We start from the raw sequence: 23,986 nt of genomic DNA on the forward strand, positions 1-23,986 counted from the left end.
ATGGATGTCCGATTCCAGAACGCGGAGCCGACACGCCTTTCACACCGTCGCCGCCGGTTGCTCCGATCCGGGGAACCCGTGACCCAGGACGGTCACGAACGCGCGCTGGTAGGCGTCGACCATGGCGTCGTCGGTGTAGAGCGCGAGGGCCCGCTCCCGGCCCGCCCGGCCGAGCCGCGCCAGCTCCGCCCGGTCGTCGAGCACCCCGGCGAGGGCCCGCGACCAGGCCTCGACGGTGACGGGCTCGACGACGACGCCGGCCGCACCGCCGTCGAGCATCTCGGGGACCGATCCGCTCGCGGAGGCCATCACCGGCATGCCCCGTGTCATGGCCTCGACCATCACGAGGGGGAAGGCCTCGAAGCCGCTCGGCACGCAGAGCACGTCGGTCTCCGCGAAGGCGTGGTCCGGGCCCGGCGAGACGCCCCGCCAGTGCACCCGGTCGGTGAGGTGGGCCGGGGTCTCGGCCTCCATCACGTCGCGGTCGGGTCCCTCGCCGAAGATGTCGAGCGTCCAGTCGTCGCGGCCGAGGGCGTCGAGCGCCCGGATCAGCAGGGTCGTGTTCTTGTAGGTCTTCAGGCGCGTGAGCATGCAGAACCGCACCGGACCCGTCGTCGGGACCTCGCCGAGCGGTGTGCCCGGGGTGAGGCCGTTCGGCGCGACCATGACGCGGTCGGTGAGCCGCTGGTGGCGCGACAGGTCGGCGTGGTGCTGCCGGGAGAGCACCAGGAGGCCGTCGGCGGTGCGCAGGGCACGGGCCTGGGCCTCGGAGTAGGTCGGGCGGTCGAGCTCGGCGGGGTCGTGCGCCGCGGGAATCCAGTACCGCTGCTGGCCGGTGACGCGGCCGAGCGCGCGCCACGCCGTCGCGAAACCGATCTCGGTCTTCGTGCACCCCCCGACGACGATCGCCTCGTCGGTCGCGGCCACGTCGACCACCGGCTGCCACCAGGGCTGCATGAACATGCGCACCCGGGGGTCGAGCTCGCTGATGTACTGCCCGAGGTGCTGCAGGCACACCAGCGTCACGGGGTGACCGCGCTCGACGAGCTCGTTGGCGAGCACCACGCGCTGCCGCTCGGCGCCGCCGGGCCGCAGGCCGTTGGTGATCACCACGACGGCGGGTCGTCCCCCGGCCTGCGCGGCCAGGGCGTCCAGCCGCGCGCGACGCGGGCCGCGCTTGGAACGCTGGACGCGGTCGAGCAGCGTCGACCCGGCCGCGTAGAGCGAGCCACGCCCGGCGTTGTGCTCCAGGCCCAGGACCATCACCTGGGCGGATCGCAGCAGGTCGCCGCCGCGCATGGAGGCGAGCGGGTCGTCGGCCACGGTGCCACCGGAGGAGTGCCGGACCTGCGGCTCGGCCTCGTCGACCAGGCGCAGCTGCCATCCGTGCCGCCGGGCGTTCGGCTGCCACGTGGCGTCCTCGCCGTAGACGAAGAACTGCTCGTCGAACGGACCGAGCGCGTTCCAGGCGTCGCGGGAGATGAACAGCGCGCAGCCGGTGAGGTAGCCGTCGACCTGCTCGGGCGCCTCCGGGTAGAGGTCGCTGACGGTGCGGCCGCGCAGGCGCTTCGCGTACCCGGCCGAGTTCAGCAGGTTGCGCACCACGCCCTGCTCGCGGTGCGCGACGTCCCACGGCAGGTCGCGGCCCTCGGGGTCGAGCACGGTCGGCGAGACCACGGCGACGCCGGGCTCGGCCAGCACCTCCCGGGCGCGTGTGCACGGCCCGAGGAGCTCGGCGTCGGGGTTGAGCTGCAGGACGTCGCAGTCCGGCACCTGCGCCATCAGCTTGTTCATGGCGGCGATGTAGCCGAGGTTGAACTCGGAGAAGGTCCACGTGACGTCGGGTCGGGTGGCCGCCAGGGCCTTCACGGCGGGCGAGCCGGCGGAACCGTTGTCCCACACGTGCACCCGGGCCTCGGGCAGCCACTTGTCGACGCTCGCGAGCGCGCGGTCCAGGAGATCCGCCCGCCGGTAGGAGACGATCAGGACCGCGAGTTCACGTGGGACCACGGTCGACGATCGTGTCACGCGCCCCGGCCGGGACTACTGGCGGGCGGCGTGGGAGACAAGCCACTCGCCGTCGAGGTGGCTGCAGAGCGCGGTGGTGGAGCTGAGCAGACCCAGCACGTTCGCCTCCGCGTGGACCAGCGCCCGCGCGTTCTTGCGGACCACCACGCCCGGGCGCCCGATCAGCCCCGCCGTCGCCGGCTCGAGCCGCCCCTGCACCGCCGAGGCGCCATGCGCCGCGGCGTGGGCGATCAGATGGTCGAGCACCGGGTCGGGGTCGGTGCCGGTGACGCCGACCTGCAGCACCTCGGCGACCCCACCGGGCGTCAGCAGGTACAGGAACCAGCCCAGCACCCGCCCCTGGGGCCCGCGCACGAGCCGGGCCCACAGCGCGCCGCGGCCCAGCCGACGGACCTCGGCGAGGACCCACTGCAGGTACACCGGGTCGTAGTCCGGCCGCAGCCGCAGCCGACGGCCCGCCGTCGCGACCTGCTCGGCGAGGGTCTCCGCGTCCAGCTCCTCGGTCGAGCCGAGGGGCCGCGGCGGGGGCGGGACCAGCCGGCTGCCGACGGCGTCCACGGGGCGGGAGAGCAGGCGGGCGGCGCGGCCCAGGCGGGCGGAGCGGCGGCCGACGAGGGTGCCCGCCGTCGCCGCCGGTGCGAGCACCCGGAACCACGCGATCGACTGGCCGGCGAGCTCCTGGCCGCCGAGCCCGAGCCAGAGCCCGCGGGAGTCGTCGTTCGCGCGGTCGGCGATCGTGAACTCCTGCGCGCCGCCGAGGAGCTTGCGGTTGAGCAGCGCCCCGACGCCCTTCGAGCGCCAGTCGGGGTGCGCGACGAGGTTGCTGCTCACCGCCATCCGCACCCGGCGCCCGTCGAGCACCATCCGGCGGGTGCTCGCGGCGATGAAGCCGACGATGCCGCCGTCGGGGCCCTCGTGCACCAGCGAGGGGATCTCCGGGTCCGCCCAGGGGTCCTCGAACAGGATCCGACGGAAGTAGGGCGCGACGTGCTCGGCCGAGGCACCCCCCATGACCTGGGCGAACAGGGTGCTGACCTGGGGGAGGTCACTGCGCTGGAGCGCGCGGATACCGGCCACCCGCCGCACTCTACGGACAGCCGTCCGGGCGTCCGGTCGGCGGCGACCCGTCACCCCGTGGCGCCGGCGCACGCCGTCAGTCCGGCGAGCAGGTCCCCGACGACGGTCGGCTCCACCAGGTTCTCCGTGACGACGAGGCCGGGCATCAGCGTGATGACGAGCCGCGCGACGGCACCCGGGCTCGTTCCCGGCGCGACGAGCCCGGCGTCGATCCAGCGCCGGACGAGGTCCTCGACGTGCCGTGCGACGGCGCGGTAGTACGCCGCGACCCGCGCACGGAGGTGGTCGCGGCGCAGCGCCTCGGTCCACGCCTGCATGGCGAGCCGGGAGAGGTCGTAGGGCTCCCCCCGACGCGCCTGCACCGTGGCCACGAGCTGCTCGACCAGCCGGTCGGGGCCGGGCAGCGGGTCGTCGTCGAGCAGCGTCGCGAACACCGCCTCCGCGGCCGCGAGCGCCTCGTCGACGGTCGCGTCGATCAGCTCGTCCTTGCTCGCGAAGTAGCGGTAGACCGCGTTCGCGGACATGCCGCTGGCCTCGATGACCTGGTCCATGGAGGTCGCGTGGAAGCCGTCACGTGAGAAGCACGACCAGGCGCTCTCCAGGACGTGCCGACGACGGCGGTTCCAGGTCTCGGTGGTCAGGCGCGGCATCGCACCAGCGTAAAGCGAGAACGACGACTCGCGTTTGACGGGGATGATCGACGGATCTACCTTTGCGATAACGAACGTTCTCGTGATGGGAGATGATCGTCATGCGCGTCGCCGTCCTCGGGACCGGCGCCATCGGCGCCGGCATGGCCCGCAGCCTGCTGCGGGCCGGCCACACGGTCACGGCCTGGAACCGCACCCGGGACCGGGCGGAGCCCGTGGGGGACGAGGGCGCCCGGATCGCCGACACGCCCGCCGGGGCGGTCGCGGGCGCCGAGGTCGTCGTCGTGATCGTGTTCGACCGCGACGCCGTGCTCGACGTCCTGCAGCGCATCGCCGGTGCCCTCGGGGACGGGGCCGTCGTGGTGCAGAGCGCGACGGTCGGCGTCGACGTCGACACCGTGGTCGCCGCCGCCGACCGGCTCGGCATGCGGCTCGTGGACGCCCCTGTGCTGGGCAACCGCGGGCCGGCCGAACGGGGCGAGCTCCACGTCATGGCCGCCGGCGACCCCGCCCTGCGCCCGGCCGTCGACCCGGTGCTCGACGCGATCGCCGCGACGGTCACCTGGGTCGGCGACGCCCCCGGCCCGGCCAGCCGCGTCAAGCTCGCCGCCAACGCCTGGGTCACCACCCTCAACCTCGCGATGGCCCAGGCCGTCGCGCTGGCCGCCGGGCTGGGCGTCGATCCGCGCCACGTCCTCGACGTCGTCCACGGGTCCGCCGCGGACAGTCCGTACCTGGGCTACAAGCGGGCGATCGCCCTGGGCGAGGACGACACCGTGATCACCGCGGTCGACGCCGTCCGCAAGGACATCGACCTCATCGGCGTCGCGGCGCGCTCGGCCGGCCTCCCGACCGATCTCGTCGACGTCGTCGACGCGCTCTACGCCCGCGCGTCGGCCGACGGCGACGGGGCCCGGGACATGGCCCGGCTCGTCACGACGCTGGGTCGCCCGGCCGATCCGGACGGAGCCTCGTCGTGACCGCCACCCTGCCGATCCGGACCGACGTGCTCGTCGTCGGCGCCGGTCCCGCCGGCCTCACGCTCACCACCGCACTGGCCCTGGCCGGCGTCGACCACGTCACCCTCGAGCCGAAGGAGCAGGTCTCCCCCGGCGCGAAGGCCGCCGGCGTCCAGCCCCGGACGCTGGAGTACCTCGACCGCCTCGGGGTCGGCGCCACGCTGGTCGCCCGCGGTCTGCCCGGCGACGGGTTCGCGCTGCGCGAGGGCGACGACGACCTGCTGCGCGTGTCCTACGCGTCGCTGGACAGCCCGCACCCGCACCTGCTGCTCGTGGGCCAGGACGTCACCGAGCAGGTCCTCGCGGACCGGCTCGACGCCGTCGGCGGGCAGCTGTTCCGCGGCCACCGGCTGCTCGCGTGGCAGCGCACCCACCCCGGCGTGCTCGCCACCGTCGCCTCCCCGGACGGCGTCGTCCGGACGGTGCAGGCCCGCTATCTCGTGGGCGCGGACGGCCTGCACAGCCCGGTGCGCGAGGCGGCGGGCATCGCGTTCCGGGGCGACTCCCCGGCCGCCCTGTTCGCCCTGGCCGACGTCCACCTGGACCTCGACGGACCGTCGGACACCGACACCGCGTTCTTCCTCGCGCCCGACGGGGTCGCCCTGGTCTCGCCCATGCCCGACGGGATGCACCGCATCGTCGCCTCGGCCCCGCCGGGGACGCCCCCACCCTCGGCGTCCGACGTCGAGGGGACCCTCGCGACGCATACCGGCGGCGCGCTGCGGACGGCGCAGGTCGTCGACCTGGTCGCGTCGACGACGTACCGCTTCCAGCAGCGGGTCGCCGCGCGCCTCGTCGACGGGCCGGTCGCGCTGCTCGGCGACGCCGCGCACACCCACAGCCCGGCCGGCGGTCAGGGCATGAACACCGGCATCCAGGACGCCGCCGACCTCGCCTGGCGTCTCACCGAGATCCTCCGCCACGGCGCCCCGGAGTCGCTGCTCGACGGGTACGACGACGAGCGGCGCCCGGTCGCGGAGGAACTCATCGCGTTCACCGGGCAGCTGACGACGCTCGCCACGCTCACCGACCCCCGGCTCGGGGCACTGCGCAACACCGTGCTCGCCGCCGTCCGCGGGATCGCGGAGGTCACCGACTTCCTCGCCGGCCGGCTCTCCCAGCTCGACCTCGGGTACACCGGGGACGCGCCGGTCGGCCGACGGCTGCCCCCGACCCGCCTGGCCGCCCCCGTCGACGCCCCGGTGTGGGTGTTCGCGGACCCGGCGACGACCGCGGTGAGCGGGGACCGGCCACGGATCGTGCCCGCGCCCACGCTGGACACGACGGTCCTGGTCCGTCCCGACGGGATCGTCGACGCCGTCGGGCTCGGCGCGGACGAGGCGCGGGAGCGCCTCGTGCACCTCGACCCGGAGGCACCGTGACCCCCTCGCTGCGCGGCATCCACCACGTGAAGCTGCCGGTCTCCGACCTGCTGCGCTCCGTCGACTTCTACACGGCGGTGTTCGGCGCCGTGCGGCTCACGGACGCCGACCACGTCGACGGCGACGGGCGGCTCTACGCCGTGATCCTCCGGGTGCCCGGCCTCGACCCCCTCGTCGAACTGCGGCTCGACGCGGAGCAGGCCCGGGCGTCGGCCGGTTTCGACCCGCTCACCCTCGCCGTCGACGACCGCGCCGCGCTCGCGGCCTGGTCGGCGCACCTCGACGCGCGGGGCGTGGCCCACTCGCCCGTGATCGCCGCGATCCGGGCGTGGCTGGTGGTGTTCGCCGACCCCGACGGAACCCGGCTGCGGCTCTACACCCTCGAGCAGCACGGTCCGGAGGTCGCACCCGCCGTCGACGACCCGTGGCTCGCGCGCCCGTCAGCCCCGCGGTGACCCGCAGCCCGGGCAGAAGTTGGCGTTGCCCACCTGGGTCCCGCAGTTCCGGCACGACGCGCTCACGCGCAACGGCCCGCCGCAGTGGCCGCAGTAGGCCCCGTCGCCGTAGGACCCGCAGCGGCCGCACCGGCCCTCGACCGTGGGCGCCGGGCGGGGGACGCACTGCAGGCAGTAGCCCGCGGCGTCGTTCCAGCACATCTGCCGGCACAGCCACGACCCGCACCCGCGGCACTGCACGAACTCGTCCGCGACGTCGGCCGAGGCCTCCTGGAGACGCTTGTCGTTGGTCGTCCCGCGGGTGCTGCCGCGGCCCCAGGACGCCAGGAGACCGACGCTCTCCATGCGGTTGCCCCACTCCCCGCCGATGAGGTCCCCGGCGAGCGCGGCGATCCGGCCCCCGGTCCCCGTGACGGAGTGCCGGAACCGGGAGCGCACGCCGTTCCCGCAGCGCAGGCAGCGGAACTCGTACTGGTAGCCCTCGTTCGTGCTGACGTCCGAGTAGTTGCTGGTGAACGGGATGACGGACGTCATCGGCAGCGCTCCAGGAGGTGAGGTAGGCCAACCAACCGGACGATCGTGGCCCGCTCGGCCCGCCGCATCTGCAGTAGTCGGCTACTGCATCACCATGGGTGCCGGACGGTCGCGTTCGGCGACCGTCCCCGCACGCACGAACGGCACCCCCGCCGCGCGGAGGTGCCGTTCGGGGTCGTTCCGGTCAGGCGTGCGCGCTGTCCGGGGTGTCCTCGGTGATGGCCTTGCCCGCGTACTCCGGGCCCGCCTGCTGGCGGTTCGCCGGGTCGGACCCGGTGGCACCGTGGATGGCCCGCCACACCGTCTCCGGGGTGAGCGGCATGTCGATGTGCCGGATGCCCAGGTGCGAGACGGCGTCGATCACGGCGTTGTGCACCGCCGGGGTCGAGCCGATCGTGCCGGACTCGCCGATGCCCTTCGCGCCGATCGGGTTGAGGGGCGTGGTGGTCTCGGTGTTGGAGACCTCGAACGAGGGCAGGTCCGCCGCCGTCGGGATCGTGTACGAGGCGAGGTTGCCCGAGGTCGGGTTGCCGTCCTCGTCGTAGGTCACCCGCTCGTAGAGGGCCTGCGAGATGCCCTGGGCGATGCCGCCGTGCTGCTGCCCGGCGACCAGCATCGGGTTGAGGATGATCCCGCAGTCGTCGACCGCGACGTGGCGACGCTGGCGCACCATGCCGGTGTCGAGGTCGACCTCCACGACGGCGATGTGCGTGCCGAACGGGAAGGTGGAGTCGCCCGCCTTGAAGTCGAGCTCCTGCCGCATCTCGTGGCCCTTGCCGTCCTCGTACCCGGAGCCGTCCTCCGCGGCCTGGGCGATTTGCGCCCAGGAGATCACCTTGTCGCCGATGCCACGGACGCCGAAGCCGTCGTCGGAGTGGTCGATGTCCTCGACCGCGGCCTCGAGCAGGTGCGCCGCGATCTCGCGGGCCTCGGCGACCAGCTCCTGCGAGGCGTTGTGGATCGCCGTACCGCCGGTCTGCAGCGACCGGGAGCCGAGCGTGCCGGCGCCGCTGCGGACGAGCGCGGTGTCGGACTGGACCAGCTTGATCTTCTCCATCGGCACACCGAGCACCGAGGACGCGAGCTGGCAGAACGCCGTCTCGTGGCCCTGGCCGTGGGCCGAGGTGCCGGCCATGACGGTGAAGGTGCCGTCGGGGTGGGCCTGCGCCGAGCCGTACTCGCCGTCGAGGCCGAGCGGGGCGGTGACCTCGACGTAGGAGCCGACGCCGATGCCGAGCGCGACGCGGTCGCCGGACTCGCGGCGACGCTTCTGCTCGGCGAGCAGCGCGTCGTAGCCCGCCGCCTCCTTGGCCGCCTCCGCCGCCTTCTCGTGCTCGGCGGTGTCGTAGTTCGCGCCGGTGAGGGTGGTGAGCGGGTACTGCTCGGGCTGCAGGTAGTTCTTGCGCCGGATCTCGAGCGGGTCCATGCCGATCTCGTCGGCGGCCATGTCGATGATCCGCTCGAGCAGCTGCGTGGCCTCGGGCCGCCCGGCGCCGCGGTAGGCGCCCACCGTCGTGGTGTTGGTGGCGACGGCCTTCCACGTGAAGTCGATGGCCGGCAGGTTGTACACACCCTGCGCGAGCAGCTGCGTGAGGCTCGGGAGGATCGTGCCGAGCGCGGGGTAGGCCCCGGCGTCGCCGACCGCGGTGGCGCGCAGCCCGACGAACGTGCCGTCGTTCTTGACGCCGAGCTCGACCCACTGCACCTGCGCGCGGCCGTGGACCATCGAGAGCATGTTCTCGGAACGGGTCTCGTTCCAGCGGACGGTGCGCCCGAGCTTCTGCGCGGCGCGCGCGATGATCGTGTACTCGGAGTACGCGTGGGCCTTCGGCCCGAAGCCACCGCCGACGCGGGGGGCGATGACGTGGATGTCATCGCCGTCGAGGCCGAGGTCGCCCGCCATCGCGTCGCGCAGGCCGTGCGGGGTCTGGGTCGACGCCCAGAAGGTCAGCTTGCCGTTCTCGCCGGGCTCGACGACGACCGCGTTCGGCTCCATCGGCACGCCCGCGAGCTTCTGGTTGACGAACTTGCCCTTCACGACGACGTCGGCGTCGTCGAAGATGCCCTCGACCTCGCCGGTGCCGGCGCCCGCGACGATGTTCGACTCGGTGCCCTCGAACAGCAGCGGCGCGTCGGCCGCCATGGCCGCCTCGATGTCGGTGACGGCGGGCAGCGGCTCGATGTCCGGGAACACGGTCTCGGCCGCGTCGATGGCCTCGCTGGCGGTCTCCGCGATGACGATGGCGATCATGTCGCCGACGTGGCGGACCTTGCCCTTGGCGAGCTGCGGACGGTTCATGGTCTCGGGGACGACGCCGGGCAGGCCCGGACGGTCGTTCAGCTCGAGGTCGGCCGCGGTGTAGACCGCGACGACGCCCGGCATCCCTTTCGCCTCGTCGACGTCGATGTCGCCGAGCGTGCCGTGCGCGATCGGCGAGCGGACGAAGAAGGCGTGCAGTGCGCCCTGAACGGGCATGTTGCCCGTGTAGACCCCGGCGCCGGTGATCAGCTCGCGGTCCTCGGTGCGCTTGACCGGGTGGCCCAGGATCGAGCCACCGGAATGGGTCGTGACGCTCACACATGCTCCTCTGCGGTGGTGATCACTCCGGTCTCCGTCTTGCACACTAGACGAATACTGTGACCCCTTGCACAGCTCGTTTCCGCACGTCGGGATCGTCCGCGCCTGCGGAGTTGCGCGCAATCATTCCGCCGCATCCACGGCATGGAGGAGCAGCGGAACGAGGCGTTCGGCGGTCGTCGTCGAGCCGTGCTGGCCAGGTAGCCGCGCCAGGACCGGCTCGTCGACCGAGCGCACCACGGCCGCCGTCCCCCGCAGCGCGACGACGAGATCGGGCACCCGGGCCCGCATCGCCGCGTCGACCGGACCGAACCACGCCTCGTCGAGCACCTCCTGTCTCCCGACGACGAGGGCGTCCTCGGCGAGGGTGGCGGTCCAGGCCGCGCGGACGTCGGCCGTGGTGCCGGGGCGGCAGTAGAGCAGGCGGGCGCGCGGGTCGCCGCCGACGAGCGGGTCGCCCGCGGTGAGCGCGGTGTCGGTGTCGGCGTCGTGGCGGCGGTCGACGGTGACCATCCCGTGGTCGCCGGTGACCGCGAGGAGCGTTCCCGACGGCAGGTCCCCGGCCAGCATCGCGACGAAGTGGTCGATCATGCGCAGCTGCCGTCGCCAGGCGGGCGAGCCGGGGCCGTACAGGTGCCCGAGCTGGTCGAGGTCGGCGTGGTAGCCGTACACCAGCCCGCGCGGGGCCGCGAGGATCTCCGCGGCGAGGTCCCCGAACGAGGAGACCCCGCGGTACGTCGCGCCGCGCAGCCCGGAGCGGGTGAGGCCGGACTCGCGGAACGTGCGGTCGGACACGACGGTGCACGCGACGTCGGTCCGCTGGAACACCGTCGGCCGCGGCTGGACGCGCTCGGGGACCAGGCGTTCGCGCAGGTCCTCCTTCCCCCGTGTCCACGTCAGGGCGTCGAGGAGCACGTCGTCGACCCGGAACCGCACGCCCACGGTGCCGTGCGCGCCCGGCGGCAGGCCGGTGCCGAGGCTCGTCACGCTGATCGGGGTGCTCGTCGGGAAGCCCACCTGCAGCGGGCCGACGTCGGCCAGCCCGGCGAGGAACGGCGCATCGGCGGTGTGGGCGTCGAGCAGCTCGCGGCCCAGGCCGTCGACGAGCAGCAGCACGGCGTGGGCGGCCGGGGGCAGCCGGAGCCGCGGGGACGGGTCGTCGGGAAGGGGGCTGCCGATCGCGGCCAGCATCGCGGGGAGCACGGCGTCGAGTCCGACCACGCGGCCGATCCTGGCAGCACGCCCCGGGCGAGCGGACCCGCAGCGGGGTCGCGGCGGGTCCTCTCGTCCGCCGGTGTCAGGTCGCGGCGACGGTGGCGTGCCGGGGCGCCGCCGGGTGGGACAACCGGTGCGCGACGACGAGCAGGAGCACGAACGCGACGATCGCCAGCACGACGTAGACGATCAGCCCGCCGACCGAGTCCCAGACCGTGTGCAGCACGACCGCGACGACGTAGGTGAGGACGAACCCGCCGAACGCCCGTCCGCTCCAGCCGCGCTCCGCCCAGCGCCACAGTGCGGCGGCCGTGAGCCCGGTCCAGGCCATGTGGGCGGCCGGGGCGAGCAGCCCGCGCAGCACGAGCGTGCCGTCGACCGCGGAGATGTCCCCGCGGGTCTGGATCAGGATCGTCAGGGCGTAGCCCATCGTCTCCAGCGCCGCGAACCCCGCACCGGAGGCGACACCGAGCACGAGGCCGTTGGCGGGCATGCGCCGGTAGCGGGGCACGAAGAGCAGCGCCAGGGGGACGACGAGCTTCGCGGCCTCCTCGATGAGCGCCACGAACAGCATCGGCAGCCCGCCGAGCCGCTGCAGGGCGTCGAACTCGAGGGTCCCGGCGACGACGGTGCCGATCACGCCGCCGAGCAGCGCGGTCAGCGCGAGGGCGTTCGCCCCGAGATCGGTGGGCAGCCGGCGGCCGGCGATGAAGGTGAGGAAGGCAGCGGGGATCACCGCCGCGCCGAGCAGGATCAGCGACGGCACGAAGTTCGGGTTGAGCGTCGCGATGAGCGTCCGCCGGACCAGCTCGAAGAGCACGATCCCGACGACGAGCACCACGACCCACGCCCAGCGCCCGACCCGGGCCGGCGCCTGCACTCCTGTCATGGGACGCATTCTGGGTCCGGAGCGGCGGAACACTCAAACGCAGGTGAGAACGAGTACCCGCATTCCGGACGACGGGTGGGAGACCGCCCGGGACGCGGCGACGTACGTCCCGGGCGGTCGGGGAGGGTGGTCTCTACAGGGACAGCAGCCGGTCGAAGAACTCGCGGTAGCGGCGCAGGGCCTGACGCAGCTCCTCGGTGCCGGGCTCGGCGTTGCCGCTCCACTCCGCCTCGAGCTCGGAGCGCTGGTCGCGGAACACGCGGCTCACCTCGTCGAGCACCTCGCCGACGAGCTGGTCGGCCTCGGTGACCGACTGCCGCGGCTCGTCGACGAACCCGGCCTGCACCTCCTGCCAGCGGTTGCGCAGCCGCTCGCTGGCTGTCGGGTCGAGCACGGAGATCGAGTCCTGCCCGGCGTCGTGGTCGTGCTGGCCGGCGTGGTCCCCGTGCTGGCGGGTGTAGCGGCCCGGACCGTCGTCGTCGGGGCGCGTGTCGGCCGCCCGGTCGCCGAGGCCGGCGTGCTCGGAGCGGTCCCCGTGGTCGGCGTGGTCGCGCTCGTCCCGGCGGTCGGCCAGGTCGTCGCGGCGGTCCGCGCGGTCCTCGCTGCTGGTGTCGGCGTGCGTGCTCACCGTCGGCTCCTGTCGTCGTCGCGGGCCTGGTCGTGGTCGGCACGGTCGTCGGCGCCGTGCCCGTTCTCGCGGCGGCCGGTGTCGCGGTGCCGCCCCGCCTCGTCGTCGGACGCGCGGTCACGGCGGTCGCCGTGGTCGCCGTGGTCGTCCCCGCCGTCGTCGAGGAGGGCCTCGACGAGGCTCCGGTAGGAGGTGACGGCGCCGCGCAGGTCCTCGGTGTCGGCGGAGCCGTCGCGCTGCGCGTCGCGGACCCGGCGCGCCTCGCGGTAGTTCTCGACGACGCGGGGGTGCTCGACGGAGATGTCGTTCGCGCGCTGGTCGAAGTCGTCGACCGGGTAGCCGCGCTCGCGCATGATCGTCGTCACCAGCGAGTCGGCCTTCTCGACTGCCCCGCCCGGGTCGTCGACGAACTCGCCCTGGATCCGCTTCCAGTCGCCGCGGAAGCGCTCGCGGGTCTGCGGGTCGACGGGCTTGAGGTCGAGCTGCTTGTGGCGCTTGCGCCGCTCGGCGAGCTCCTTCTCCGCCTCGCCCTTGCTGTCGGCGTGCTCGACGGCCCGGTCGTACTCCGGGCCGAACTCCTCCTGGAGTTTCTCGGAGCGCCGGCGCGCGGCGATCGCCAGCCCGCCGCCGACCAGGGCGGCGAGGACGACGATCACCACGATCACGACGATGACGGTGCTCATGACATGCCCTCCGGTGGGCCGCTGTTCATGACCCAGAGCGTCGTCCCGCACACGGGTGGTATCAATCGGCCGTCGAGCGGCAGGTGGGCTGCGTCACACGGACGTCAGCCGTTCGCCGCAAACCTCGACACGCCGTCCGACCTCGGACGGTCACCCGATCGTGCCGCGCGGGCCGTCGGCGCCCGGACGGTCACTGCCTGCCACCGTGCCGCACCGGGCCGCCGTCGGGAACCCCCTCGTCCCGCCCACGTGGCAGGAGAGCGTCGTTGCTGTCATCCAGTGACAGCAACGACGCGTTCCTGTCATGCGTGGCGGAGCAGCGCCTCGACCGCCGCGAGCCACTCGGGCCGGTGGGTGGACTCGTCGTGGATGACGTGCCCGGCGCCGGGGATGCGCCGCAGCGTGACGTCCGGGTGGGACCGCGCCAGGGCCGCCGCGGCGCTGGCAGGCAGGACGGAGCCGCTGTCCTCACCCGCGGCGAGGACGTGGACGGGGACCGTGACCGGCGCGTCGAGGTCGAGCGCGGCCAGCGCGGTCCCCTGCGCGACGGCGCCCAGGGCGTCGGGGTCGACGTCGAGGAAGGCGCGGGCACGGGCGTCGAGCACGTCGGGCCCCTGCACCTCGGCCGCGGGGCGCCCGCCGAGCACCGGCACGGTGCCGAGCGCGGCCGCGACCCTCGCCGGCGCCGTACCGGCGGCCTGCCAGCGCGCCACCTGGGCGCGGATCCCCTGGAAGATCGGCGCGACCGCACCCACGTCGGCCGACCGCAGCGGCGGGTCCTCGAGCAGTGCCGCCCGGATCAGGTCGGGACGCCGCTGCGCCAGGGTCCACGCGATCGCCCCGCCCAGCGAGTTCCCGACGACGAGCGCCGGTCCGGTGCCCTCGAGGAGCTCCTCGACGTCGGCGACGTAGCCGTCGAGGTGGTAGCCGCCCGGGACGCGCGGGGAGGACCCGTGCCCCCGGAGGTCCGCGCGCAGGACCCGGGCCCGCTCCCCCAGGGCGTCGGCGGCGAAGGCGAACGTCCGCAGGCTGTTGCCCACCCCGTGCAGGAACAGCAGCGTCGGTCCGTCCTCACGTCCCGACGCCACCACGTTGAGCGCGACCATGATCGGCAGTCTCCCCCACGTGACAGCGGAGCGTCGTCGCTGCCGCTGGCTGACAGCAACGACGCTTTCCTGCCACGGGAGGCGGTCAGCCCCGCAGGATCTGCGCCGCCCCGGCCATGGCGGCCATCTTCCCGTCGGCCACGTCGCGGGGCAGGTACTTCATCCCGCAGTCGGTGGCGATGACGACCTGCTCGGGTGGCAGGTAGTCGAAGGCCCGCCGGACGCGGCCGGCCACGGTCTCGGCCGTCTCCACGGTCGGGTCGGACAGGTCGATCACGCCCAGGATGATCGTCTTGTCGGTGAGGTCGCGGAGCACCCCGAGGTCGAGCCCGGACTGTGCGGTCTCGATCGAGATCTGGTCGACCGGACACCCCGCGAGCTCGGGCAGGAACGAGTAGCCCTCCGGCCGCTCGTGGATGATCGCCGCGTACCCGAAGCACAGGTGCACCGCGGTGGTCCCGGTGACGCCCTCGAGGGCGGCGTTCAGCGCGGCCAGCCCGTACTGCCGCGCCGGCTCCGGGCGCGCCTGCATGTAGGGCTCGTCGATCTGGACGACGTCGGCGCCCGCGTCGAACAGGTCCTTGACCTCGGCGTTCACCGCCGCCCCGTAGGCCATCGCGGCCGCCTCGGCGTCGGGATAGAAGTCGTTCTGGGCCTGCTGGGACATCGTGAACGGGCCCGGTACCGTGATCTTCACGGTGCGGTCGGTGTTCGCCCGCAGGAACTCCACGTCGCGGCGCTCGATCGGCCGGGTCCGGCGGATCTCCCCCGCGATCCGGGGCACCGGGTTCGGGTGCCCCGAGCGGTCGAGCGCGGTGCCCGGGTTGTCGATGTCGACGCCGTCGAGCGCGGTCGCCATGTGGTTGGAGTAGCTCTCCCGACGCATCTCGCCGTCGGTGACGATGTCGAGCCCGGCGCGCTCCTGGGCCCGGATAGCCAGCAGCGTCGCGTCGTCCTGGGCCTGCTCGAGGTACTGGTCCTCGACCCGCCACAGCTCCTTCGCCCGCACCCGCGGCGGGAAGCGGCCGGCGAGCTTCGCCCGGTCGATCAGCCAGTCCGGCTGGGCGTAGCTCCCGACCAGGGAGGTGGGCAGTAGCGGCAGGGTCGTCACGCGGTGGCTCCTCGTCGACGAAGGGCTTCAGTGGCGGTGGCGGATCAGGTGGAGATGTCCGGGTAGGGCAGGGTGATGTGCTCCATCGCCCGGGCGTAGGCGGTCTGGTACTCCATGGGCCCGTGGTCGCGCTCGAACATGGCGATGAACAGCGTGAGCGTGAGGAACGGGTGGGCGCCCATCTCGAAGAGCGTCACGTGGTCGTGGGAGGCCAGCGCTTCGCGTTCGGCGTCGTCGAGGGCGAGCCAGGTGGTGGCTTCGGCGTCGATGCAGTTGAGCAGCCGCCCGGCTTCGTGGGTCTCCCACCACTGCACGGTCTCGCGGGGGTTCTCGCGGTAGCGCTCGACGAGATCGGGGTCGCGGTCGACGGTGTAGAGGAACTTGTTGACCAGGTACTTGCTCACAGCGACCCGACCTCCTTCGGGTACCAGGTGAAGTAGGCCTCCATGGTGTGGAACAGGTCGAGGGAGTCGACGTGGTCGGCCTTCTTGCCCTCGCCGGCGACGCCCATCATCAGCATGAAGTCCATGAACCCGTGGGTGGCGTTCCCGGGCCGGTGGAGGCTGTCGAGGGTGACCTCGGCCAGACACCCCTCGATGTCGCCGCTGCCGATCCACTCGACGGCCTTGCGGTCGAACTCCGGGTCCGGGCCGTGCGGGCCGAACTGGCGCGGCCCGCCGAGTTCGAGGGAGAGGTGGCCGGTCCCGATGACCGCGACCCGCTGGTCCGACGGCCACGACTCGATGAGGTCGCGAACGGTGCGCCCGAGCTGCACGAACCGCTTCGGCTGCGGCAGCGGCGGCGCGAAGATGTTGGTGTAGATCGGCACGATCGGCAGGTCGGCCTCGGGCCGCAGCGTGATGATCGGGCACGTGATGGAGTGGTCGATGCGCAGTTCGTTCGAGAACGCGAGGTCGAACCCGGCGTCGAGACCTTCGCGCAGGATGTAGGCCGAGAGGTCCTCCTGGCCGGCCAGGCGCATCTTCGGCAGCCCGAACTCGCGTTCCTCGTTGTACCAGTTGGCGTCGTAGACCGGCGCCTTCCCGACGAGGAACTGCGGCATGTTGTCCAGCCACAGCTGGTGGAAGTGGTCGGAACCGACCATGACCAGCACGTCGGGTCGCGCGCGGGTCAGCGTCTCCCGGAACGTCTCGATCTTCGAGACCCACTCGTCCGCGAACGGCGGCCGGTCCTCCCCCACCGAGGTGCTCGCCCGGTAGTAGAAGGGGTGGTGGGTCGAGGCGATGACGGCGACGAGTTCAGCCATGCGCTTCTCCGGTGAGCGGGGGCGGCGTGTAGGGGTCGGGGCCGACCGGTCGGTTGTGCAGGTCGACCGACAGGAAGATGTCGTTCGCGACGGGGTGGCGCAGCTCCTCGGCGAGCTGCCCGATCAGACCCGCCGTCCGGGCCAGCAGGGCGAAGCCACGCAGCAGCTCCAGCGGCAGCCCGAGGTCGGCGAGCACCGCGCCGCACACCCCCGCGCCGTTGAGCGGCAGCTGCTTCCCGAGCACCTGCGGGTGCACCCGGCCGATCGCGGCGAACAACGCCAGGTGCGGACCGGTCACGCCCTCCTCGGCGGCGAGCGCCATGAGCTTGGGGGTGCGCGGGTCGCCCTGCTTGTGCACGTGGTGGCCGAGCCCGGGGACGAACTTCTTCCGGGCCCGCTGCTCGGTGACCACCCGCAACGCCAGCTCGTCCCACCCGGCGTCGTCGGTCGGCAGCGGCGCCTCCCCTGGGGTCGAGCTCCGCTTCGCTGCGTCTCCCACCAGCTGCTCGTGCAGGAACCGGCCGCAGTCCTCGGTCACGCCGAGGAACCGCGAACCGCCCGCCAGCAGACCCGCCGCGATCGCGCCCTGCACCGAGTCCGGGGCGGAGAGGTAGGTCAGGCGCGTGACGATGGCCGTCGGCGTGTAGCCGTGGTCGGCGAGCGCGGCCAGGACCGCCTCGAACACCCGGGTCTCCCCCGGCGACGGGCGGCGCTGTGTGGCCAGCCAGAACGCCAGCTCCCCGAACCCGACCTGCCCCATCACGTCCTCGACGAGGTCGTGGCCCAGCAGGGTGATCTTGTCGGGTGACGAGGCTCCGAGCGCGGTCTCGTACTCGTGCTCACTCACCGGTGCCGTCCCCCGTCGCTGCGCTCAGCCACGTCCGCAGGTCGGCGCCGTGCTCGTCGAGCTCGGGCGGCGGCAGCTCGTAGACCGCCGGGGTCGCGGAGAAGCGGATCGGGTGCCGCGTCGTCGGGACCGCGCGCTCACCCTCGCCGACCTCGACGACCGGGTCGAGCCCGAACCGCTCGGCCATGGCGAACCCGCCGTCGATGGACTGGATCGGCCCGCACGGCACGCCGGCGGCGACCAGCAGGTCGAACCACTCGACGGCGGTCTTCTCCTTCAGCTTCCCGACGAGGATCGGGCGCAGCTCGTCCCGGTTCTTCGTCCGGTCGGCGTTGCGCGCGTAGCGCTCGTCGTCGGCGACCTCGGGAATCCCGAGGGCCTCGCAGAGCTTGCGGAACTGCCCGTCGTTGGCGGCGGCGATGATGATGTCGTCGTCGGCCGTCGCGAGCGGCTCGTAGGGGAAGACGCTGGGGTGGGCGTTGCCCATGCGGTGCGGCACCACCCCGCCCGCCACCCAGGCGCTCGAGTGGTTCACCAGCCCGGTCAACGCCGAGGACAGCAGGTTGCACTCGACGTGCTGGCCCTCGCCGCTGCGGTCGCGGTGGCGCAGGGCGGCGAGGATGCCGATCACCGCGTGGTTGCCGGCCATCACGTCGAAGACGGAGATGCCGGCGCGGAAGGGCTCGCCGTCGGGATCGCCGGTCAGGTCCATCAGGCCGGAGATGGCCTGGACCATCAGGTCGTAGCCGGGGACGTGCGCGCCCTTCCCGGAGCCGAACCCGGAGATGCTCGCGTACACGACGCCGGGGTTGGCGCCGCGCACCGTCTCGTAGTCCAGGCCGTACTTCTTCATCCCGCCCGGACGCAGGTTCTCGATCACGACGTCCGCGCGCCGCGCGAGCTCCTGCGCGACCGCGACGTCGTCGGGATCGCGCAGGTCCAGCGCGATCGAGCGCTTCCCGCGGTTCACCCCCAGGTAGTACGTCGAGGTCTCCCCGCGGGTCGGCGGCATCCAGGTGCGCGTGTCGTCACCGTTCGGGCCCTCGACCTTCACCACCTCGGCGCCCATGTCCGCGAGCAGCATCGTCGCGTAGGGCCCGGCGAGGATCCGGGAGAAGTCGGCCACGAGCACCCCGTCGAGCGGGCCAGCCATGCGCGATCCCCTCTGTCCGTCTGTCGGACGACTGTCCGAAGATGATCCTGAGCCTTCCCGACGAGGGGCGTCAAGGCCTCAGGGGCTCGCGTCGACCCCCGCGTAGGCGTGGGCGAACCAGCGCGCGAGCAGCGGGTCGTCCCGCAGCCGCCGCACCCAGCCCTCGCGCACCGCGTCGACGAACGCGGCCGAGGAGTCCCCGCCCAGTGCGTCGCTGGAGAAGGCCGACAGCACGCGCAGGAACCAGTCGGAGAAGCCCTGGGTCGCCGCGATCACGGGCAGGCGCGTGTCGGAGTAGGCGTCCAGCCGGCCGCGGTCGCCGTGGTGCGCCGCGACGAGGCCGTGTGCGAGCTCCACGGCGTCGGCCACCGCCAGGTTCATGCCCTTGCCGCCGGCGGGGGTGATCAGGTGCGCGGCGTCGCCCACGAGGAAGACCGCGCCGGCCTGCATCGGGGCCGTCATCCGGGTCCGCAGGTCCAGGTCGTCGACGCTGATCTCCACCCCGTCGAGGGCGCCCGGTGCACCGAGGCGCTCCGCGAGGTCACGGCGCAGCTCGTCGGGGTCGAGGTCGGCGCCGCTCACGTCGGCCGGCACCTCGAGGTAGAACCGGGTCTCCTCGGGGCCCCGCCGCAGGTGGGCGGCGTAACCCCGCGGGTGGACCGCGTAGATCGTGTGGCCGACGAGCGGCGCGGTGCGCGCGGAGACGACGAGCCAGCGGCTCGCGAGCGGCCGGTCCTGCACCTCGACCCGGTCGCCGAGCGCCCGCGCGACGACGCTGCCCGCCCCGTCCGCGCCGACGATCGCCCGCGGCGTGAAGGTGGTGCCGCCGGCGGTGATGGCCGGCCCGTCGGGGTCGACGTGGGTGACGGGGTGCTCGAAGAGCAGCGGCGCACCCTCCGCCTCCAGCGCACCGACCAGGTCGGCGACGAACCGGTGCTGCGGGAACACGTAGTGCGGCCGGTCGCCGGTGAGGTCGGCGTAGTCGAACACGTAGCTCGTCGTCGGCGTGCGGAACTCGAGCCGCCGGTTCTCCGCGTCGAACGTCAGCGGGAATCCCTGGTCACGCAGCAGCTGGACGGTCCGGTACTCGATCATCCCGGCCTTCGGCAGGGTGCCGACCTGCTCCCGGGACTGCCGGTCGACCAGGACATAGGGCACCTCGGCGCGCTGCAGCATCCACGCCAGGACCAGCCCGGCCGGGCCGGCACCGACGATCACGACCTCGGGGTCCGTCACCGCGTCATCGTGCGCGCTCCGGTGATCGGTGCGCGCGGTGACTTCCGGCCCGCGGGAACCGGGGTCGGGCGCCACCCCGACGTCGGCGGTGGCACACGGCTGCCACCGGACGTCAGCGGCGCGCCACGCTCGGGCCGGTCGGGCCGGCGACCGCCGGCCCGACGATGTGGCTTCCCTGCCACTGGATGACAGCGACGACGCTTCGCTGCCACGGAGGGGCCTACGACGCCGGCAACGTCACGTGCGGCAACGACTCCCGGCGGGCGAAGTCGGCGCTGATCTCCCCGGCCGCGGCGAGCAGCAGCGGCAGGTGGTGCTCGACGAGGCGTTCGACCGACGTCTCGGCGGCGTGGCAGTTGACGTTCACGCCCGCGATCACGCGGCCCGACCCGTCGCGCAGCGGGGCCGCGACCGACCGGATCCCGAGCGTCAGCTGCTCGTCGGTGACCGCCCACCCCCGGGCCCGGACCTCCCGCAGCGCCGCGTCGCGCTCCTCGCGCGTCGGCTGCCAGCGCGGGGTGAGCCCGGACCGGGTGGGTTCGGCCAGCACCCGGTCGAGCTCCTCGGGCGACAGCGCCGCGAGCTGCACCTTGCCCAGCGACGTCGGCAGCGCCGGGAAGCGCGTCCCGATCGTCACCGCCAGCGACACGATCTTCGGCACCGACGCCCGCGCGACGTAGACGATGTCCGAGCCGTCGAGCTGGGCGATCGAGCAGGACTCGTGCGTCCGCACGGACAGCTCCTCGAGGTGGGGACGCGCGACGTCCCACAGCCCCATCGACCCGACGTAGGCCACGCCCAGGTCGAGCACGCGCGGCGTCAGCACGTATCCGCGCTCGCCCGACCGCACGTAGCCGAGTTCGGTCAGCGTGAGCAGGATGCGCCGCGCCGTCGGTCGGGCCAGGCCCGTGGCCCCGGCGACCTCGGCCAGCGTCATCTCCGGACGGGTCGGCGAGAACGCGGCGATCACCTCCAGCCCGCGCGCCAGCGCCTCGATGAAGTCCGGTCCGGTTCCCTCGCGCGGCACGCCGTGCACCCTACGTCCGCCAGGCGGACACGGTCTCCCTTCCCGACGACGGGTCGGCGCCGGTTGACACCGCAACCGTCGCTCAGCACAGTGACGAGCACCATGTGTCCGACACACGGACATGTGTCCGAACGTGAGGGAGCAAGTGCGATGAGTGAGGCCCGCCGCCCGGTCGTCCTGCGTGGGGGCACCGTGCTGACCCTCGACGCCGCGCACACCGTCCTGACCGACGCTGACGTCCTCGTGGTCGACGACCGGATCGCGGCGGTCGGCGCGCAGCTCGACGTGCCGGCGGGCACCGAGGAGATCGACGCGCGCGGCGGCATCGTCATGCCGGGCATGATCGACACGCACCGGCACCTGTGGCAGACCGCGATGCGCGGCTACGGCGCCGACTGGACGCTGACGCAGTACTTCGTCTGGTACTACCTCGAGCACGGCCGGGCCTTCCGGCCGGAGGACGTGTACGCGGGCAACCTGCTCGGCGCGATCGAGGCGGTCGACGCCGGCGTCACGACGACGGTCGACTGGTCGCACGGCCTGCAGACCGCCCAGCACGCGGACGCCGCCGTCGACGCGCTGCAGGCGGTCCCCGGCCGGTTCGTCCTCGCCTACGGCAACATCCAGGACGCCCCGGCGAACTGGACCACCTCGGCGGAGTTCCGGGAGTTCGTCGGGCGCCGCATGAGCGGGGACCGCGACCTGCTGGGCTTCCAGCTCGCCTTCGACGTCACGGGCGACCCGGCCTTCCCGGAGAAGCCGGCGTTCGAGGTGGCGCGCGAGCTGGGCGTCCCGGTGACCACCCACGCCGGTGTCTGGGGCGCCACGAACGACGACGGCATCCGGCTGATGCACGACCACGGGTTCATGACGCCGGAGACCGTGTACGTCCACGCCGCGACGCTGTCCGCCGACTCCTACCACCGCATCGCCGCGACCGGCGGTTCCGTCTCGGTGTCCACCGAGAGCGAGCAGTCGGCGGGTCAGGGCTACCCGCCCACCTGGGCGCTGCGTTCCCACGGCATCCCCGTGTCGCTGTCGATGGACACGACGGTGTGGTGGAGCGGCGACCTGTTCTCGGCGATGCGCTCCACCCTGGGCGCCGACCGCTCGCGCGAGCACCTCGAGGCCCACGCCAAGGGCGAGACCGTCACGCACGCCGCGCTGCGCGCCGAGCAGGTCGTCGACTGGGCGACCCGCGGGGGCGCGGCGGCACTCGGGCGGGGCGACCTCGGGAGCCTGGAGGTCGGGAAGAAGGCCGACGTGGTGCTGCTGCGCAACGAGCGCTCGCCGGTCATGTTCCCGGTGCTGCACCCCTACGGCCACGTGGCGTTCCAGGCGCAGCGCGGCGACGTCGAGGCCGTGATCGTCGACGGCCGCGTGGTCAAGCGGGACCACCGCCTCGTCGGCATCGACCTCGCCGCCGCGCGCCGCACCGTGGAGTCGACCGTCGAGCACCTGCGCTCGACCCTCGGCGAGGACGCCTGGACCGCCGGGATGAACCCGGAGGTCCCGGAGACCAAGGTGCTGGACAACCCGTACACGTACACCGACTACCGGTCGGCGGCCACGCACGAGGTGCGCTGACGCGCAGGTGAGCAGAAAGTGGGGCTATAGCCCCACTTTCTGCTCACGAGCGCGACAGCGCACCGTAGAGAGCCCGCTCGAAGTCCTCGTAGAGGCCCCACGCCTCCGGGGTGATGAACGGCAGCGAGTTGGTGTAGATCGACGCGCAGATCCCGGTGGTGCGGTCGACGAAGAAGTGGGTGTTGAACAGGCCCGCCCAGGCACCGCTGCCCGCGCGCCGACCGCCGGGCACGTCTGCGGTGTTGATGAGCAGGCCGTAGCCCCAGGTCCAGCCCGGGCCGAGGGTCAGCGAGTCGGTGGTGGCCGGGTCGGCGGTGGGGATCTCGGTGGGCATCGGGGCGCCGTCGAGCTGGTCGGAGAAGGCGGCGTCGACGGTCTCCGGGCGCAGGATGCGCTCGCCGTCGAGCTCGCCGCCGCGCAGCAGGGCCCGCTCGAAGCGGATGTAGTCGCGCGGCGTGGAGTGCAGGCCGTGACCGCCGGCCCACCACTGCGGGTCGTCGGGCAGGACGTTCCCGATCGAGCCCCAGGTGCCGTCCTCGCCCTTCGCGTGCACCGGCGTCTTGTTCGCCTGGCGGGCGTCGTCGAGGGCGAACATCGTCTCGTCCATCCCGAGCGGGCCGGTGATGTTCTCCTTCACCACGACGTCGAGCGTGGTCCCGGCGATGGCCTCGACCACGCGCCCCAGCCAGTCGGTGTTGATGCCGTAGACGAAGCGGGTACCTGGATCACAGACCATCGGGGCGTTGAACGCCGCCATGTCGCCCGGCACCACGTTCGGCGTCCCGGTGGCCTCCTCGAAGTGCTTGATCCCCTCGTCCCAGAACCAGTAGCCCAGCCCGGACGTGTGCGTGATCAGCTGCTTCACCGTCGCCTTCGAGGCGGGCTCCCGCAGCTTGGGCGTGTCGCCGTCGAAGCCCTCCAGCACCTGCACGCCGCTGAACTCGGACACGTAGGACTCGACGGGCGCGTCCAGGTCGAGCAGGCCGGACTCCATCTGCTGCAGCGCCGCCGTCGTCGCGACCATCTTGGTCATCGACATGATGCGGAAGTGCGTGCTCGTCGAGACGGGTTCGCCGCCGCCGGCGACCCGGTCACCCGCCGCGCCCTCGTAGATCACGCCGTCACGGTCGGCCGCGATCGCGGCGACGTGCGGGACGGCGCCGTTCGCCACGGCGGTGGACAGGATCCGGTCGATGCCGGAACCGTCGATCGAGGGGGACACGGGAACCTCCACGGGGCTGAGTGGTACCAGTCACATCCAACCCAGTGTCGCGCGTCACGTCGAGGGACGGGACCCCTCTCCCGTACCGGCATGCGGTGCCCGCCCACAGGACGCACGAGACGCCGCAGGACTAACGCGTGAGCACTCCCGCTGATCGCCCCGGTCCTCGCCACCGTCGCGATCGCACCGTCCGGGGGCGGGCCGACGTTCCGGCGGGGGGCACCGGAACGGCGGCCTACCGACCCCCTGTGTGCTCAACGGGTCCGCAGCTCCGAGGATGACCGGCACGAGG

At 73.2% G+C, this 23,986-nt stretch carries 22 protein-coding genes; 4 read left to right on the forward strand and 18 right to left on the reverse strand.

Going from position 1 to position 23,986, the window contains the following annotated elements; all coding sequences use genetic code 11:
* Window positions 1-39 precede the first annotated feature (39 nt).
* The 3 genes from A3CO_RS33350 to A3CO_RS0119990 are packed head-to-tail and all read right to left on the reverse strand — an operon-like array spanning window position 40 to window position 3,755.
* Window positions 40-2,010, reverse strand: a complete 1,971-nt coding sequence (locus A3CO_RS33350) for a glycosyltransferase (protein ID WP_018334020.1) — start codon at window positions 2,008-2,010, stop codon at window positions 40-42.
* A gap of 33 nt (window positions 2,011-2,043) precedes the next feature.
* On the reverse strand, window positions 2,044-3,105 hold the full coding sequence (locus A3CO_RS0119985) for a GNAT family N-acetyltransferase (RefSeq protein ID WP_157647724.1): 1,062 nt from the start codon (window positions 3,103-3,105) through the stop codon (window positions 2,044-2,046).
* 50 nt (window positions 3,106-3,155) lie between these two features.
* Window positions 3,156-3,755, reverse strand: coding sequence for a TetR/AcrR family transcriptional regulator (locus A3CO_RS0119990; RefSeq protein ID WP_018334022.1), 600 nt, complete (start codon window positions 3,753-3,755; stop codon window positions 3,156-3,158).
* A gap of 101 nt (window positions 3,756-3,856) precedes the next feature.
* Between A3CO_RS0119990 and A3CO_RS0119995 the strand changes: the two genes are divergently transcribed.
* The 3 genes from A3CO_RS0119995 to A3CO_RS0120005 are packed head-to-tail and all read left to right on the forward strand — an operon-like array spanning window position 3,857 to window position 6,611.
* Window positions 3,857-4,735, forward strand: a complete 879-nt coding sequence (locus A3CO_RS0119995) for an NAD(P)-dependent oxidoreductase (RefSeq protein WP_157647725.1) — start codon at window positions 3,857-3,859, stop codon at window positions 4,733-4,735.
* Window positions 4,732-6,156, forward strand: a complete 1,425-nt coding sequence (locus A3CO_RS33355) for an FAD-dependent monooxygenase (RefSeq protein ID WP_018334024.1) — start codon at window positions 4,732-4,734, stop codon at window positions 6,154-6,156. The genes A3CO_RS0119995 and A3CO_RS33355 overlap by 4 nt, the downstream gene beginning before the upstream one ends.
* The gene (locus tag A3CO_RS0120005) at window positions 6,153-6,611 is read left to right on the forward strand and encodes a VOC family protein (protein WP_018334025.1); all 459 of its coding nucleotides are present in this window, start codon (window positions 6,153-6,155) and stop codon (window positions 6,609-6,611) included. Before A3CO_RS33355 ends, A3CO_RS0120005 begins: the two co-directional genes overlap by 4 nt.
* Here the strand turns inward: A3CO_RS0120005 and A3CO_RS0120010 are convergent.
* The 14 genes from A3CO_RS0120010 to A3CO_RS0120075 all read right to left on the reverse strand — a co-directional run bounded on the left by A3CO_RS0120010 (window position 6,597) and on the right by A3CO_RS0120075 (window position 20,885).
* Window positions 6,597-7,145 carry a hypothetical protein gene (locus tag A3CO_RS0120010; protein WP_018334026.1) on the reverse strand — a complete coding sequence of 183 codons (549 nt, stop codon included), beginning with the start codon at window positions 7,143-7,145 and terminating at the stop codon, window positions 6,597-6,599. The two genes, A3CO_RS0120005 and A3CO_RS0120010, sit on opposite strands and share 15 nt — an antisense overlap.
* 184 nt (window positions 7,146-7,329) lie before the next feature.
* A complete protein-coding gene (locus A3CO_RS0120015) occupies window positions 7,330-9,723 on the reverse strand; it encodes a xanthine dehydrogenase family protein molybdopterin-binding subunit (protein WP_018334027.1) in 2,394 nt (797 codons plus the stop codon).
* Between the two features lie 123 nt (window positions 9,724-9,846).
* Complete coding sequence (locus A3CO_RS0120020; RefSeq protein ID WP_018334028.1) at window positions 9,847-10,944, reverse strand: alkaline phosphatase family protein; 1,098 nt, start codon at window positions 10,942-10,944, stop codon at window positions 9,847-9,849.
* A gap of 76 nt (window positions 10,945-11,020) precedes the next feature.
* Window positions 11,021-11,827 (reverse strand): PrsW family intramembrane metalloprotease, encoded by an 807-nt coding sequence (locus tag A3CO_RS0120025; RefSeq protein WP_211214509.1) that lies wholly within the window; start codon window positions 11,825-11,827, stop codon window positions 11,021-11,023.
* Window positions 11,828-11,960: 133 nt separating this feature from the next.
* Window positions 11,961-12,455: a hypothetical protein gene (locus tag A3CO_RS36120; RefSeq protein ID WP_051086019.1), complete on the reverse strand. Its 495-nt coding sequence runs from the start codon at window positions 12,453-12,455 to the stop codon at window positions 11,961-11,963.
* Window positions 12,452-13,138 (reverse strand): hypothetical protein, encoded by a 687-nt coding sequence (locus A3CO_RS33365; RefSeq protein WP_018334030.1) that lies wholly within the window; start codon window positions 13,136-13,138, stop codon window positions 12,452-12,454. The genes A3CO_RS36120 and A3CO_RS33365 overlap by 4 nt, the downstream gene beginning before the upstream one ends.
* A 302-nt stretch (window positions 13,139-13,440) precedes the next feature.
* The gene (locus A3CO_RS0120040; RefSeq protein WP_018334031.1) at window positions 13,441-14,244 is read right to left on the reverse strand and encodes an alpha/beta fold hydrolase; all 804 of its coding nucleotides are present in this window, start codon (window positions 14,242-14,244) and stop codon (window positions 13,441-13,443) included.
* Between the two features lie 85 nt (window positions 14,245-14,329).
* On the reverse strand, window positions 14,330-15,355 hold the full coding sequence (locus A3CO_RS0120045) for a uroporphyrinogen decarboxylase family protein (RefSeq protein ID WP_018334032.1): 1,026 nt from the start codon (window positions 15,353-15,355) through the stop codon (window positions 14,330-14,332).
* A 44-nt stretch (window positions 15,356-15,399) separates the two neighbouring features.
* Window positions 15,400-15,759 carry a hypothetical protein gene (locus tag A3CO_RS0120050; protein ID WP_018334033.1) on the reverse strand — a complete coding sequence of 120 codons (360 nt, stop codon included), beginning with the start codon at window positions 15,757-15,759 and terminating at the stop codon, window positions 15,400-15,402.
* The gene (locus A3CO_RS0120055) at window positions 15,756-16,622 is read right to left on the reverse strand and encodes a DODA-type extradiol aromatic ring-opening family dioxygenase (RefSeq protein ID WP_018334034.1); all 867 of its coding nucleotides are present in this window, start codon (window positions 16,620-16,622) and stop codon (window positions 15,756-15,758) included. The genes A3CO_RS0120050 and A3CO_RS0120055 overlap by 4 nt, the downstream gene beginning before the upstream one ends.
* On the reverse strand, window positions 16,615-17,469 hold the full coding sequence (locus tag A3CO_RS0120060; protein ID WP_018334035.1) for a citryl-CoA lyase: 855 nt from the start codon (window positions 17,467-17,469) through the stop codon (window positions 16,615-16,617). Before A3CO_RS0120060 ends, A3CO_RS0120055 begins: the two co-directional genes overlap by 8 nt.
* On the reverse strand, window positions 17,462-18,622 hold the full coding sequence (locus A3CO_RS0120065; RefSeq protein WP_018334036.1) for a CaiB/BaiF CoA transferase family protein: 1,161 nt from the start codon (window positions 18,620-18,622) through the stop codon (window positions 17,462-17,464). Before A3CO_RS0120065 ends, A3CO_RS0120060 begins: the two co-directional genes overlap by 8 nt.
* A gap of 78 nt (window positions 18,623-18,700) precedes the next feature.
* A complete protein-coding gene (locus A3CO_RS33370; RefSeq protein WP_018334037.1) occupies window positions 18,701-19,858 on the reverse strand; it encodes an FAD-dependent monooxygenase in 1,158 nt (385 codons plus the stop codon).
* A gap of 220 nt (window positions 19,859-20,078) precedes the next feature.
* Complete coding sequence (locus A3CO_RS0120075; RefSeq protein ID WP_026204803.1) at window positions 20,079-20,885, reverse strand: IclR family transcriptional regulator domain-containing protein; 807 nt, start codon at window positions 20,883-20,885, stop codon at window positions 20,079-20,081.
* Between the two features lie 150 nt (window positions 20,886-21,035).
* Here A3CO_RS0120075 and A3CO_RS0120080 point away from each other — a divergent pair, with 150 nt between their 5' ends.
* Entirely contained in the window at window positions 21,036-22,472 is a 1,437-nt protein-coding gene (locus tag A3CO_RS0120080; protein ID WP_018334039.1) for an amidohydrolase family protein, read from the forward strand.
* A 43-nt stretch (window positions 22,473-22,515) separates the two neighbouring features.
* Here the strand turns inward: A3CO_RS0120080 and A3CO_RS0120085 are convergent, their stop codons facing one another.
* Window positions 22,516-23,694: a serine hydrolase domain-containing protein gene (locus tag A3CO_RS0120085; RefSeq protein WP_018334040.1), complete on the reverse strand. Its 1,179-nt coding sequence runs from the start codon at window positions 23,692-23,694 to the stop codon at window positions 22,516-22,518.
* Window positions 23,695-23,986 lie beyond the last annotated feature (292 nt).

The sequence above is a fragment of the Actinomycetospora chiangmaiensis DSM 45062 genome, assembly GCF_000379625.1.
In the GTDB taxonomy this organism is placed as follows: domain Bacteria; phylum Actinomycetota; class Actinomycetes; order Mycobacteriales; family Pseudonocardiaceae; genus Actinomycetospora; species Actinomycetospora chiangmaiensis.